17 protein-coding genes are annotated in these 11,422 nt (G+C 46.3%); 11 read left to right on the forward strand and 6 right to left on the reverse strand.

Features of this window, described 5'->3' with window-relative positions; all coding sequences use genetic code 11:
• The first annotated feature begins 251 nt into the window (after positions 1 to 251).
• Positions 252 to 1,052: a hypothetical protein gene (locus ACE41H_RS24645; protein WP_375358220.1), complete on the forward strand. Its 801-nt coding sequence runs from the start codon at positions 252 to 254 to the stop codon at positions 1,050 to 1,052.
• Positions 1,053 to 2,170: 1,118 nt separating this feature from the next.
• Here the strand turns inward: ACE41H_RS24645 and ACE41H_RS24650 are convergent.
• Positions 2,171 to 2,329, reverse strand: a complete 159-nt coding sequence (locus tag ACE41H_RS24650; protein ID WP_375358221.1) for a Spo0E family sporulation regulatory protein-aspartic acid phosphatase — start codon at positions 2,327 to 2,329, stop codon at positions 2,171 to 2,173.
• A gap of 244 nt (positions 2,330 to 2,573) precedes the next feature.
• On the opposite strand from ACE41H_RS24650, the gene ACE41H_RS24655 reads away from it, so the two are divergent.
• The gene (locus ACE41H_RS24655) at positions 2,574 to 2,903 is read left to right on the forward strand and encodes a helix-turn-helix domain-containing protein (RefSeq protein WP_375358222.1); all 330 of its coding nucleotides are present in this window, start codon (positions 2,574 to 2,576) and stop codon (positions 2,901 to 2,903) included.
• A gap of 71 nt (positions 2,904 to 2,974) precedes the next feature.
• Here ACE41H_RS24655 and ACE41H_RS24660 read toward each other — a convergent pair whose 3' ends face one another.
• Entirely contained in the window at positions 2,975 to 3,229 is a 255-nt protein-coding gene (locus tag ACE41H_RS24660) for a DUF6809 family protein (RefSeq protein ID WP_375358223.1), read from the reverse strand.
• A gap of 205 nt (positions 3,230 to 3,434) precedes the next feature.
• On the opposite strand from ACE41H_RS24660, the gene ACE41H_RS24665 reads away from it, so the two are divergent.
• Positions 3,435 to 3,932 (forward strand): nucleotidyltransferase family protein, encoded by a 498-nt coding sequence (locus ACE41H_RS24665; protein WP_375358224.1) that lies wholly within the window; start codon positions 3,435 to 3,437, stop codon positions 3,930 to 3,932.
• A 251-nt stretch (positions 3,933 to 4,183) separates the two neighbouring features.
• Here ACE41H_RS24665 and ACE41H_RS24670 read toward each other — a convergent pair whose 3' ends face one another.
• Together ACE41H_RS24670 and ACE41H_RS24675 are read right to left on the reverse strand one after the other, a co-directional pair.
• Positions 4,184 to 4,489: a DUF6809 family protein gene (locus ACE41H_RS24670; protein WP_375358225.1), complete on the reverse strand. Its 306-nt coding sequence runs from the start codon at positions 4,487 to 4,489 to the stop codon at positions 4,184 to 4,186.
• A gap of 144 nt (positions 4,490 to 4,633) precedes the next feature.
• Positions 4,634 to 4,810 carry a ribbon-helix-helix protein, CopG family gene (locus ACE41H_RS24675; RefSeq protein ID WP_375358136.1) on the reverse strand — a complete coding sequence of 59 codons (177 nt, stop codon included), beginning with the start codon at positions 4,808 to 4,810 and terminating at the stop codon, positions 4,634 to 4,636.
• A 320-nt stretch (positions 4,811 to 5,130) separates the two neighbouring features.
• On the opposite strand from ACE41H_RS24675, the gene ACE41H_RS24680 reads away from it, so the two are divergent.
• The 4 genes from ACE41H_RS24680 (at position 5,131) to ACE41H_RS24695 (ending at position 7,801) form a co-directional block, all read left to right on the forward strand.
• Complete coding sequence (locus tag ACE41H_RS24680; RefSeq protein WP_375358130.1) at positions 5,131 to 5,331, forward strand: type II toxin-antitoxin system MqsA family antitoxin; 201 nt, start codon at positions 5,131 to 5,133, stop codon at positions 5,329 to 5,331.
• Between the two features lie 227 nt (positions 5,332 to 5,558).
• Positions 5,559 to 6,446, forward strand: coding sequence for a recombinase family protein (locus ACE41H_RS24685; RefSeq protein WP_375358226.1), 888 nt, complete (start codon positions 5,559 to 5,561; stop codon positions 6,444 to 6,446).
• Positions 6,340 to 7,107, forward strand: a complete 768-nt coding sequence (locus ACE41H_RS24690; RefSeq protein ID WP_375358227.1) for a recombinase zinc ribbon domain-containing protein — start codon at positions 6,340 to 6,342, stop codon at positions 7,105 to 7,107. The genes ACE41H_RS24685 and ACE41H_RS24690 overlap by 107 nt, the downstream gene beginning before the upstream one ends.
• 244 nt (positions 7,108 to 7,351) lie before the next feature.
• Positions 7,352 to 7,801 (forward strand): hypothetical protein, encoded by a 450-nt coding sequence (locus tag ACE41H_RS24695; RefSeq protein ID WP_375358228.1) that lies wholly within the window; start codon positions 7,352 to 7,354, stop codon positions 7,799 to 7,801.
• Positions 7,802 to 8,103: 302 nt separating this feature from the next.
• Here the strand turns inward: ACE41H_RS24695 and ACE41H_RS24700 are convergent, their stop codons facing one another.
• Positions 8,104 to 8,328, reverse strand: a complete 225-nt coding sequence (locus tag ACE41H_RS24700; protein WP_375357529.1) for a helix-turn-helix domain-containing protein — start codon at positions 8,326 to 8,328, stop codon at positions 8,104 to 8,106.
• A 195-nt stretch (positions 8,329 to 8,523) separates the two neighbouring features.
• Here ACE41H_RS24700 and ACE41H_RS24705 point away from each other — a divergent pair, with 195 nt between their 5' ends.
• The 4 genes from ACE41H_RS24705 to ACE41H_RS24720 all read left to right on the forward strand — a co-directional run bounded on the left by ACE41H_RS24705 (position 8,524) and on the right by ACE41H_RS24720 (position 10,998).
• Positions 8,524 to 8,820, forward strand: coding sequence for a DUF6809 family protein (locus ACE41H_RS24705; RefSeq protein ID WP_375358229.1), 297 nt, complete (start codon positions 8,524 to 8,526; stop codon positions 8,818 to 8,820).
• A 318-nt stretch (positions 8,821 to 9,138) separates the two neighbouring features.
• On the forward strand, positions 9,139 to 9,555 hold the full coding sequence (locus ACE41H_RS24710) for a hypothetical protein (protein WP_375358230.1): 417 nt from the start codon (positions 9,139 to 9,141) through the stop codon (positions 9,553 to 9,555).
• A 436-nt stretch (positions 9,556 to 9,991) separates the two neighbouring features.
• The gene (locus ACE41H_RS24715) at positions 9,992 to 10,267 is read left to right on the forward strand and encodes a hypothetical protein (protein WP_375358231.1); all 276 of its coding nucleotides are present in this window, start codon (positions 9,992 to 9,994) and stop codon (positions 10,265 to 10,267) included.
• Positions 10,268 to 10,731: 464 nt separating this feature from the next.
• Positions 10,732 to 10,998 carry a hypothetical protein gene (locus ACE41H_RS24720; RefSeq protein WP_375358232.1) on the forward strand — a complete coding sequence of 89 codons (267 nt, stop codon included), beginning with the start codon at positions 10,732 to 10,734 and terminating at the stop codon, positions 10,996 to 10,998.
• 5 nt (positions 10,999 to 11,003) lie between these two features.
• Here ACE41H_RS24720 and ACE41H_RS24725 read toward each other — a convergent pair whose 3' ends face one another.
• Entirely contained in the window at positions 11,004 to 11,240 is a 237-nt protein-coding gene (locus ACE41H_RS24725) for a hypothetical protein (RefSeq protein ID WP_375358233.1), read from the reverse strand.
• Positions 11,241 to 11,422 lie beyond the last annotated feature (182 nt).

Raw genomic sequence — 11,422 nt, forward strand, 5'->3', positions numbered from 1 at the left:
CTATGGCCACTTTTACAAGTCGCAATTGTACACTGTTCTGCGTCATATGAATGATGCGCTCGTTAAGTGGGCTCGGCGGAAATACAAGAAGCTGGAGAGACACAAAACGCGGGCTATTCGGTGGCTAGGGCGACTCGCGAAGAACGTTCCAGAACTATTTGCTCACTGGCGATTAGGCATATTGCCTGCGGCTGGATAATGGGAGCCGGATGAGCCGAGAGGTTCACGTCCGGTTCTGAGAGGGCCTGAGAGTGCGATTCTCTCGGGCTACTCACCTCGTACTCTTCGGGCGAGATGAAGATGAGATCAAACGAGGAGAAACGATCGTTAAATCGGTCATGACGAGATTGCGATTGGAGCTCTCCCCCGAAAAGACCAAGACGTTGCAGCTGAAGGAACAGATCACCCCAAACGGCAGGACGATCCCTGAACTGGAGTATCTGGGCGTAGCTATCCAAGGTTGGTTCCAAAAGCGAGACGGAGCATGGAGCTTTGGATTGAGATGCACCCCGGAAGCGCTAAAGAACTACCGCGAAGCCATCAAGGAAAAAACGCCGAAAAGCCTTACGCTGAGCTTAGTCGCACTGACGAAGAAGGTGAATCCCATCATACTGGGAAAAGCCAACCATTGGGCTCAGGCGGCAAAGGCAGTTCAGACGTATCGGGAGATCAAGGGTCAATGCAGATGCGCAACAACCCTGCTTGGTCGTCAGGTCAAGGAGCTAGACACCTATGTCCGTCAACGCATACGGCGCTGCAAACTTTCACAAAGAGGCGGGAGCAAGACATACAGAAGAACTCAAATGTTAAGTCTAATCTACACCCATGAACGTCTCATAGGGGCGGGATTAAGATACGCCGAACGAATCATACAGGATGCTGCTACCGGAAAGCCTCTTTCGGATTCCGAGTACCTGTCCATTATTCGCAAACGGCGGGCCAAACATGCAGCAGGCAAACAGCGCTCTAAAGCTAATGACAAGACATATTGGGAGCGAAGAGCCGCCGCATACGAGCGCGCCAAGAAACGGGCCCAAAAATTTCGAGAGTAAGTAACGTAGAGCGGTTTGCGGGAAAACCGCACGAGCCGTTCATTGAGGGGCTGGCCTCGAAAGAGGTCGGTCTACTCTATTATCACACCAGTGTTCTCGGCCAAGTATTAAAAACGATTGCATAAATGCCAAAAACCCGCATCAAATCAAGGAATTCCGGTTTTTCGTAAACCGCACACGTTCAAGTTTATGGGGAATAAGAATTGACGTCCCGACTGGTGTAACAGGCGTCACGGGCGTGACCGGATTGACTGGGGCAACGGGGGCAACTGGATCGACAGGAGTGACAGGTCCTACGGGTCCGACCGTGACGGCGAATTACTTGAGTACGTTTAATGGACCGCTACAGAGTATTGCCCGTAACTCACCTATGAATCTAGGCACAATCACAACATCGAACGGGACGGCGATCACCCAAACCTCCTCGACAACCGTTACTTTGGCTGCCAATCAGACGTATTCGATCAGCTACGATGTATGCGGTTTTCCAACCCAGGTAAATGGGGCGGTATCTGCTGGTTTTGCATTAGACGGCAATATCATTCCTGGCACTGTACAATCTACAACTAACGCAAGCACCGTTTTTGCAAATTGCCTGTCAGCATCAGCTATTATCTCCACAACTCAGTCAAGTGCTCTACAACTTTTTAACACCAACGTTAACGCGCCTGCCGCATCCTATACTAATGCAAAGGTAAATGTATTTAAAATCGCTTAACCTGAGGATAGCAGAGTTACGGTGGTTCATCTCAATGTACCGTCCGGGAATCCAGGAATCATTCCTGTTTATGGTCATCAGATGTAAGTGTAATTAAGTTAGCTTAGCTTGGTCCGAATCGCTGTCTAGCTGGATAATGGCGATTTCGATGGACAGTCAGGCGCACCATTCTTCAGTGTATATACTTATACGGACCCTGAAGGGTGGCCGCGCTAATTGCCTACTTGGAAAAACGATCAGGGGTTCATAGTGAGAAGGAAACTCCTTGCCGATTACCATGAATTTGAGAATCTCTTGAACGGCTCTGGCCGTTCTTTTTTTCATTGTCTATCCATCCGCAAAAGTATGCCTTTATAAACACAGAATTATGTTAACCGCCGCTTGAACACCAATTCAACCTTTAATTTCTTAAGGGCAGAGCATTTTGGTAAAACTGGTTGATCAGCTGGTCCAGCTCTTGGGATATTTGCAATACCTCTGGAGCAAGGAAGCCTTTTTCAACCGCCAGGATCTCCATTTCACATCTTTTCAGCTCGATTTCCTGTTTCAGCTTCTCCATGATCTTCTCCCTTTCGGAATGGCGTATGTACCGGAATGAAAAAAGAACAGCCTGTATGTGCAAGACTGTTCTTCGTTGATCAATATGGCTGGACCGTCGATTGCAATCGACGGTTAATGATTTAATTATACAAAATAGTCTACTAACAGACAATTAAATATTTTCATTGTCTATGTATATACCTGAATTATTTGGCTCCAGTTGTCTACACTTTAGTTAATAAAAGAGACAGTGGAGCGTAAACATGGAGCAAACGTTAACAAGGATTGGCCGTAAAATCCGGCAATATCGGAAGTTGAAAGGATTGACGCAGGAGCAGCTCGCGGAATTGGTGGGCACCAATTTTTCCTATATCGGCAAAATCGAACGGGGGGAATATAATGTCAAAATACACACGCTGGAAAAAATAGCGAATGCGCTGGAAGTGAGCTTATCCGCACTGTTATCTGACGGTGACCATAAGGGCATTGAGATGAGCGGCGCGGTTCTGGAGGCCGCAGTGCTGCTACAGAACCAGAGCGAGGCTGATCAACAGAAGGTGGTCGAAATTCTCAAAATTATGTTCCGTACGTAGCAGGAGCAACAACACTCCTATTGGAAATTCTCCCATTAACGGTCCAACTGCTTATCGACTACCAGGCCCGCTCATAACGAGCGGACCTGGTAGTCGATGATCGTGGTCCCATCCGCATACAGGACAGTCAACAAGTTGGCTCCAAGCCTGAACCCATGTTGAAAAGCAGCTTCAACCTGCATGTTATTGACGCTGTCACACAGGTCAAAATATGCCTCAAGCTCACGAAATGCTTCGTCACCTAATCGGTTCCTCCCATAAAAGGTCATCGCATCGCTTGAATGAGATTCCTTTCGGGCATATCTTCCTTTCTGGAAGGTGGCCATTTTTTGAGAACGTATGTATGATAAAGAACAGAAGAATATATCCGTTCAACTACACGACGGAATACTTTTGAAATTCACGAATGCCGGTATCCGGTCTTCATTCAGTAGGCATCGCCTGTGTAAGAACCTGGATATGGTGATATATTAAAGATGAAAGGAGTTAATCGCTGATCATGAATAATATTGATCTATGGGAGGTGCTAAGTTGGCAATATATAAAGTAGATGAATCTGTAGTGAGACAAATTAAAGATTTGCTTAAAAATTATGGTTACACACATCCTTCCGTGTTAGATTTTGAAAAGAATGAAGTATCTGCAAATTTCTCCAGACCTGGCCTTAACACTATAACCAGATTAAAAATTGATGAGATTCCAGCACTGACGCAAGAAGAAATATGTACGGTTAGAAAATTGATTGTAAAACTTTCTGATAAAGTTGATTTAGAACAAGTTGTATTATTTGGTTCTAGAGCTAGAGGCGACTTTAGGGAGGATTCTGATCTCGATCTTATGTTTGTAGGGAAAGATATGGAAGCCTCACCGTTTCGTAAGATCGTTTCTGATACATTGTTTGAGGTTTTGCTTGATGATGATAGTGTACAACACATTTCAGCTGTCACCTCCTTGTTGGGTGAGTGGGATGGCGAACTTTCTTCCCTACAACATAACATCGTGAGGGAGGGAATTATTCTTGAGGTTTGAGGGGAAAATTAATGTCTTAATTAATAAGTCAGATAGATACTATGAAAGTGCCTTGGCTGATATGGCACGATGGTCTCATTACAATCAACATAAAGGCTACTTGCAGCAACAACACTCCTATTGGAAATTCTCCCATTAACGGTCCAACTGCTTATCGCATAAAAATAGCCCGCTCATTACGAGCGGACCGGGTAGTCGATGATTATGGTCCTATCCGCATACAGGACAGTCAACAAGTTGTTAGTGTATCATCAAGACAAGCCCGATGCTACATCCTGAAGCCATTCCTCACGTTTGATCGAGACTTCGATCATCAAGTTGGCTCCAAGCCTGAACCCATGTTGAAAAGCAGCTTCAACCTGCATGTTATTGACGCTGTCACACAGATCAAAATATGCCTCAAGCTCACGAAATGCTTCTTCACCTAATCGGTCTCGCCATTGTTCCGTCTGCGCCACCACTTGCCGGCTTAAGAGCCGGTATTCCGGATGAGATGGTACGATGGTCTCATCGGGATGAAGCTGCCCGCGGTACAAGGCTTCCAGAATCGTTTTCATATTCAACCTCCCATAAAAGGTCATCGCATCGCTTGAATGAGATTCCTGCACATGGTAGGATATTTATGCAGTCTGCTTATTCAAGCGATTGCGTGGTAGGAAGTAGCGGTGCTCTTCTCGGGGCTAACGCTGCTTCCTTTTTTATTATTGGAGATCGTCGTAGATCTTCTCAATCCCCTTGCGCACGACATTCGAACGTGACGTATTGAGCTTCTTAGCAGAAGCTTCGAGCTTGCGCATCATGTCCTGATCGATACGTATCTTGATCGTTTCGCTTTTGGGATTGTCAGATAGAGGACGCCCCATCTTTTTAGCCGACATCGCTTCACCCCACTTTTCGGTCCACAATAATAATATATTATTGTGGACCAAAAAGTCAATCGAATCATTCAACTGCTCCCTATTTTTTTGGCAGGTTGAACGAGGATGGTCAGAATGAAGGATCAGAATGAGCATAAAGGCTACTTGGAGCAGCTGAATAGAATCCAGAGCGCGATGCGCGGTGGAAGGCATGTTGATGCAAATGAAGAAAAATGAAGCGGGAGCCATGGAGGATCGAACGGAGGAATTGGCCTATAAGTTAAAGAGAGAATACGTTTTGGAATATTATGTTCTATAATGGATAAAAGGAGCGTGATACCATGAGCGTTCAGAAGTGTGTGGCTTGCGAAAGCGAGGACATGAGAAAAGGCGAAGTCGAAATGCCCTTACCAAAGATAGGGAATGTGAAGGTGCCAGCAACCATCTGTAACCATTGCGGTGAATCTTATATCAACGAACGTGAGATCAGGGTATTGGAAAATGTCATGAAAGCAGTCAAAGAACAAGCAGTAGGAGCCTAATTAGGCTCCTTTTTTTGATATACGGGAATGTTTCAACTTTAGTGAAAATCGGGCTCTGGGGTGAGCAGCATGTTTTTCTGGCTCATAATCCACAGCCTATTTCATAGAATAGAATAGTGGGCCAAGCAGTAATAGGCGCTGTCTGCCAATAATCGTGAACGCCTGAAATCCCCGTTCAGCTACACGATTGAGTATTGGTGAAGGCGGATGGGAGTGATCTACACACGATGGATGGGAATACCGGAATATTCGGCGCACTCTACCTGCGCATATCACGGTCCAAGGGGGAAAATGAAGACACACTTCAGAATCACCGTGAGCTGATGGAGGAATTTTGCCGCGAGCATGAGTACACCTTTGAGGTGTACGAAGAAATCGTGAGCGGGGGAAAGCATCAGTTGGAGGCCCGTCCTCAGTTACAGAAACTGCTCCGCAACCTTGGGCGCTACCAGGCTATTTTTGCCGTATCACTGGACCGCCTGTCCCGCAATGGGCTTATCTCCCAGATTATTAAAAAAGAATGTATTGAGCATGATGTGAAAATCATTACGCCGACGCAAGCCTTTGACCTGGCCGGTTCAGAGGCCTCCCGTTATTTGTATGATATCAGCTCGTTATACGCCTCGATGGAATATGAGATGATCGGCCGCCGCACGAAAGTCAATAAAATGCAGCGGGCCCGTCGAGGAGAGCATGTCAGCGGCAGGGCGGCTTACGGTTACTGGCGCAACCCGGACACCCGGAAGCTGGAAATCTACGAGCCAGAGGCCGGGATGGTTCGTTATATATTCAAGCTGTACCTCAGAGGTTTGAGTTGCCGTAAGATTGCCGACAGGCTCAACGGGGATGGCCTCAAAACCCAACATCTACATGACTTCCTGCCCATAACCATCCAGCAGATTCTGCACAATCCGGTGTACAAGGGAACCCTGATGTTCCAAAATCGCCAGCGAATCAAGAAAGGCCAGGTGTACCGGTATCAGATCGTGGAGACGATCGTCACGGAAGATGCCCATCCCGCGATCATTCCAGAAGAAGAGTGGGAACGAGCTAACTGGTATAAAATGGAACGGGGGGGGGGCAGACCCTTTCACCCGCGAGAGACCAGCAGATAAAACGGGAGCCACCCTGCTCAAAGACCTGTTATTCTGCGGGATTTGCGGAAGAAAGCTTGAGATTCACAAAAGGAAAAACGGTACGTTACTCATCATGCCTTGCCGAAAAGTACTACCTGACAGCGGCATAACATGCAACAATCAGGGAGTGAAGCTGCAGTCGCTGGAAGAAGAGGTACTGCAACAGCTCCAGAACGATAAAAGGTTACAATGGGATCAACATCTGCAGCCGCAAGAGCAGACAAGCATCCTGATGGATTTACACGAACGTCTGATGCTGATCGAACAGCAACTGCGGGAGAACAAGGAGGAGCAGGCAGAGCTCCTTGAGCCCGCACTGGCAAGGAAGTTGCCGTACAAACTACTCAAAAGGGTGCATACCCGGATGAAACAACATCCCATCCTGCAGGAGTCCAGGGACAAGATCCGAAAGCAAGTCCGGGACATCGCAACAGGCCCGCAACTGGATGTGAAGGCACACCGCATCGGATCGTTTGAGCATTTCAAATCCCTTCCGGCCGAGCAGCAGAACGAAATTCTGAAGCAAAGGGTCAAACGAATCTACTATGTGCGGGTCATGCCGAAGGAGATCCGGGAACTGCCTGCCAGAAGCCCGGAACGTGAAAGCTATCCCTTTGACTATACCATTGAATATTTCTAAGACATGGGGGAGATGACGTAAATACGTATAACAAAAAACAGAATGATGTTAACCGCTTGCTCGCCGCGAGCGGCCAATGAGGTGTGGGAGTCCTCCCCTGGGGACTGAAAAAGCCCGGAGAATACACAGTTTTTCAGCCTATACATAAAAATTACGTGTGATAATTTTAGTTGCTATAAGAAATGACGTCCCGACTGGCGCAACAGGCGTCACGGGCGTGACCGGAGCGACTGGGGCCACCGGGATGACGGGGGTGACAGGCCCTACGGGACCGACCGTGACGGCCAATAATCTGGTAGCCGGGATAACGGATGCAACTGTAGGTCAACTTGTCCCTAATGGTGGTATCGTCCCCCTTGGAACTTTCGATCAAAACGGTAATGCAATCATGAACACTAATGGGAATATCACTCTGGCTCCGAACCAGACCTATTCCGTGGTTTATAAGGCCAACGTTGGGTCACAAGGAAATTCATCGAGTGTGTCTGTCGGCTTGTATCAAAACGGTTCTTTAGTACCCGGAAACAATTCTGTTGGCTCAGTCACTATAGGTGTAAATGCCAGTCAAACACTTTCTGGAAATACGATTATTACTACGGATGCAACAGCAGATATTATAAATCTAAGAAATACTAGTGGTGGTAATACTGAATTTTTTGGTGCCACAAGTATCAGTGTAATCAAGCTGGCTTAATTATAAAGACCACGCTTTAGGTTCATAACAAGTCCCTGAAGCGTGGTTGCTAAGGAGAACAAATCACAAAAAATTCAGTTAGCTTCCGAATCTAAAGACTAGACCATTTTAAATATACCTCGGATTACTTTCGCTTCCTGCACCGGTCATTTGTAAAAATCCAGTAAAAACAACCCACATAACAGGGGCGATTCTGTGCCCCTTTCTTCATCAGACCGTCTCCTATATTCAAGAAGGCAAACATGTAAACTATGAGGTCAATTTATACAGAATAATAAACAGATTCGCATCCATGGCAGCATTTACGATTCCTCAACATCCACCAAATCGATGATCTCACGAATATCCTGAATATTCAGGGCTGCTGCGATTTTTTCAATATGGCTGAAGCTGATGCTCTCTCTTTTGCCGTTTGCTAATTCACTTAATGAAGCTTTTCTAACATTTGAAATTCTGGATAATTCCCGTAATGAAATCTGATTAGCTTTGGTTAGTTCCTTTATTTTTACAACCACTTTCTTTCCCATTCGAATCTCCTCACTTTTCTGAATATCTACTTGACGTCCCGCATATGCGGGACATATAATGATTTTATGAACGGTACTAATACTAGTACCAATGATTCTGTAATTCGCCAATCCGATCCTCAACGTATGAATGTACATAAGTGGCAAGAAACCTCTGTGCTTTTCTAAGAAAAATACATAGAAAGGTGGAGCAGCATGCAAAATGTATTGGAATCACTCTATTATGGTGATCTGGCTCCCCATGAAAAAAGTGCCTCCCAAAGCCCGGAATACAGATTGCTGAACGAACAAATCACCGCGTCCCTGAATCACTGGAAAAAGAAGCTTGCCGAAGAAGATTTCGACGAGCTTGAAGCTTTAACCGATCTATATCATCAAGTCCAGGGAATCGATATGGCCTCCTCGTTTACACACGGCTTTAAGCTTGGCGCGGCCATGATGATTGAAGTGCTCTCCGGCATGAGCCCGCCTGCTCCACAGCAGGATACCTGATCGATGAAGCCCTGCATCCCACCCTCGTCCCTTGCAAACACGGCGAAACATCACCTGACTATTAATGATATAGCAAATGTTGGTGCAGGCGCTAGTATCACTCTGGGGCTGCAATTCCAATCAACAAGAAGCTGAGTTGAAAAGAATCAAAATGATCTGATCCGGTGCATCTGCATAACGATCTCATATGCCGAAAACCCGCATCAAATCAAGGAATTCCGGTTTTTCGTACACCACACACGTTCAAATTTATAGGGAATAAGAATTGACGTCCCGACTGGTGTAACAGGCGTCACGGGCGTGACCGGAGCGACAGGCATGACCGGGATGACCGGGGTTACCGGCCCAACCGGCCGAACCCCAAGTGTTATGGCGGAAATTCAAGGAAACGGCCTTCAGACCATTCCAGCAAATACTACGCAACTGATAGATTTTACGGGCAATACAAAAGTAGGGGACGGTTCTATTCTGGTTAGTGGTAGAAGTATTATTGTTCCGGAAACCGGAACATATATGGTGTGTTATGCAATTTCTGGAGGTGTGAATAGCACTAGCCCAACTGCTGGTATAGGTGTAAGTGTAAGTTTGAATCAACGAAATGGTGTTGGAACATTCAATCAAACGGTGTTAGGCAGCTTTGTAGCTTCAAATTTTGTTGGAGGCACTGCTCTAAATAATGACGATGGTTTAACGAATTGTTCTCTGGTATGTGTATCAGATACGGCGGTGCTTTAAATAACGTCATACAATTAGAAGTATCTGTTGGTGCGGGTACTGGAGGAGCTACAGCTTGGGGTGTTGAACGAGCTCAAACGAGTGTAACGGTGACCAAATATTCGGACGATATATGTAGCCCGTATTAAATTAGAAGTACAATCCACCCTTCAGATGGCTATTCAACTGGAGGGTGGCAGACCGTGCAGCGTTTTTGATCGGCGATTACCCAAACCTCCTCGACAACTATTACTTTGGTTCCAAACCAAACGTATTCGGTCAGCTGCGATGTATGCGGTTTTCCAAGCCCGAATGGTACGGTGGCCGCGCACCAAGCCTGAACCCATGCAGAAAAGCCGCTTCAACCTGCATGATCTTCCCAAACAAGAACGGGTTTACAGGCAGGGCTCCGTCATGTATGCTTGTATTCAGACTGTGAAATAGGGAGGTTAAACGCATGCAGGACAACAACCAGTTGAACCGTATGGAAGAAATGCTCGGAACACTTATCAAAATGGTTGGGGAAAACAATAGCAGACTTGGAGCGGTTGAGGACAAGCTTGGAGCGGTTGAGAGCAGACTGGATACCATGGAGACAGATGTGCGAGAGGTTAAAGTTGATATCAACGAACTGCTTCAAGGACAAGAAAGGCAAGACCGTATTCTTGAAATGCTTTCTGTTAAATCCATTGAAACCGACTCCTATATTCGAGATTTTAAAAGAAAATTGTAGTGAAGCCCACTCATTCTAAAACATGAGCGGGCCTTTTTTTTAGGGTCAGTCGGACAAGCGTTCCTGTGACTGAACTTGAGGCCATTCCTCCCGCTGGTTCGTAACTTCAATGATGACATTGGCCCCCAAGCTCACAGTGTAATCAAACTGGCTTGACCATCAACAATTTTGGCCACTCTTCAGGCGCTTACCCAGTTCCTGCAGGGTGGCCAAAGATAACCATAATTGTTCTCGCCAACCTATGAGCTTTTTATTCACACAAGGAGTGGGTACATTGGCAGACATGGAACCGATTCTGGATAACGATACGTCCCAGGAGGTGTATCCGATAATGGGTGGCTTTTCGTTACATTCGACATGGTTGTGGCTGCGATGAAATTAATAGAAATGACGTTAAAAAGTATGTTTAGTCCATCAAGTCATCTGCTACAATAACATCATAAAAGTATAAGGAGCGGGATCTTATGAATGTTGAGTTAAAGGAATTGCTGCAGTCTGTAATCCGGGAAGAACTTAAACCGGTTCATGAGCGCATTGATAAGATGGAGACTGAGATGAGTGAGAGCTTCGATAAAATGGAGACCGATCGGCAAGAGATTAAACAGGAGATTCGGGAAATCAGAGTGGATCAGCTGGAGATGAAACGAGCTGTCCTGGATACGAATGAACGGGTTATGGCGATAGGGGGGGTTCATCAGCGTATGTTCTTGTCGTCATACCAAATCTCTTAGGCCGCTCACACTACTGTAGATTCACGGCTTTTGTTGTGCTCCTCTTCATTATAAGGAGGGATTGCCAAAACGCCGTTCCCCGCTTCAGAAAGTTTTTCAAATGCGTCAATCATTTCTTTACCGCCGGTCATTAAATGACCACCGATCCTTACTGCACCCTCAATTATACATATAACTTTCCGTTCGGCTCGTGTGGAGGAATGGACACGCTTGAAAAAATAGCGAATGCGCTGGCGGCTCATAATCCCCAGCCTATTTCATAGAATAGAATAGTGGGCCAAGCACAAATGGATCTGAATGATACACAAAGGAGGCTGGCGACCTGTATGGGCAGCATAGAAGTGGGGTGTTTCGGGGCGACCTACCTGCGTATTTCACGGGATAAGGGCGAGAACGAGGATACCTTGCAGAATCATCGCGAGAT

The organism is Paenibacillus enshidis (assembly GCF_042136365.1).
Taxonomy (GTDB): Bacteria; Bacillota; Bacilli; order Paenibacillales; family Paenibacillaceae; genus Paenibacillus; species Paenibacillus enshidis.

Coding starts and splice junctions, on each gene's coding strand:
- ACE41H_RS24700 (WP_375357529.1), bottom strand. CDS start 8,328: ATGGGAAAGAAAGTGGTTGTAAAAATAAAGGAACTAACCAAAGCTAAT.
- ACE41H_RS24690 (WP_375358227.1), top strand. CDS start 6,340: ATGCCCATCCCGCGATCATTCCAGAAGAAGAGTGGGAACGAGCTAACT.
- ACE41H_RS24655 (WP_375358222.1), top strand. CDS start 2,574: ATGGAGCAAACGTTAACAAGGATTGGCCGTAAAATCCGGCAATATCGG.
- ACE41H_RS24660 (WP_375358223.1), bottom strand. CDS start 3,229: ATGGCCACCTTCCAGAAAGGAAGATATGCCCGAAAGGAATCTCATTCA.
- ACE41H_RS24695 (WP_375358228.1), top strand. CDS start 7,352: ATGACGGGGGTGACAGGCCCTACGGGACCGACCGTGACGGCCAATAAT.
- ACE41H_RS24680 (WP_375358130.1), top strand. CDS start 5,131: ATGAGCGTTCAGAAGTGTGTGGCTTGCGAAAGCGAGGACATGAGAAAA.
- ACE41H_RS24725 (WP_375358233.1), bottom strand. CDS start 11,240: ATGAGCCGCCAGCGCATTCGCTATTTTTTCAAGCGTGTCCATTCCTCC.
- ACE41H_RS24685 (WP_375358226.1), top strand. CDS start 5,559: ATGGATGGGAATACCGGAATATTCGGCGCACTCTACCTGCGCATATCA.
- ACE41H_RS24710 (WP_375358230.1), top strand. CDS start 9,139: ATGACCGGGATGACCGGGGTTACCGGCCCAACCGGCCGAACCCCAAGT.
- ACE41H_RS24670 (WP_375358225.1), bottom strand. CDS start 4,489: ATGAAAACGATTCTGGAAGCCTTGTACCGCGGGCAGCTTCATCCCGAT.
- ACE41H_RS24715 (WP_375358231.1), top strand. CDS start 9,992: ATGCAGGACAACAACCAGTTGAACCGTATGGAAGAAATGCTCGGAACA.
- ACE41H_RS24650 (WP_375358221.1), bottom strand. CDS start 2,329: ATGGAGAAGCTGAAACAGGAAATCGAGCTGAAAAGATGTGAAATGGAG.
- ACE41H_RS24705 (WP_375358229.1), top strand. CDS start 8,524: ATGCAAAATGTATTGGAATCACTCTATTATGGTGATCTGGCTCCCCAT.
- ACE41H_RS24720 (WP_375358232.1), top strand. CDS start 10,732: ATGAATGTTGAGTTAAAGGAATTGCTGCAGTCTGTAATCCGGGAAGAA.
- ACE41H_RS24675 (WP_375358136.1), bottom strand. CDS start 4,810: ATGTCGGCTAAAAAGATGGGGCGTCCTCTATCTGACAATCCCAAAAGC.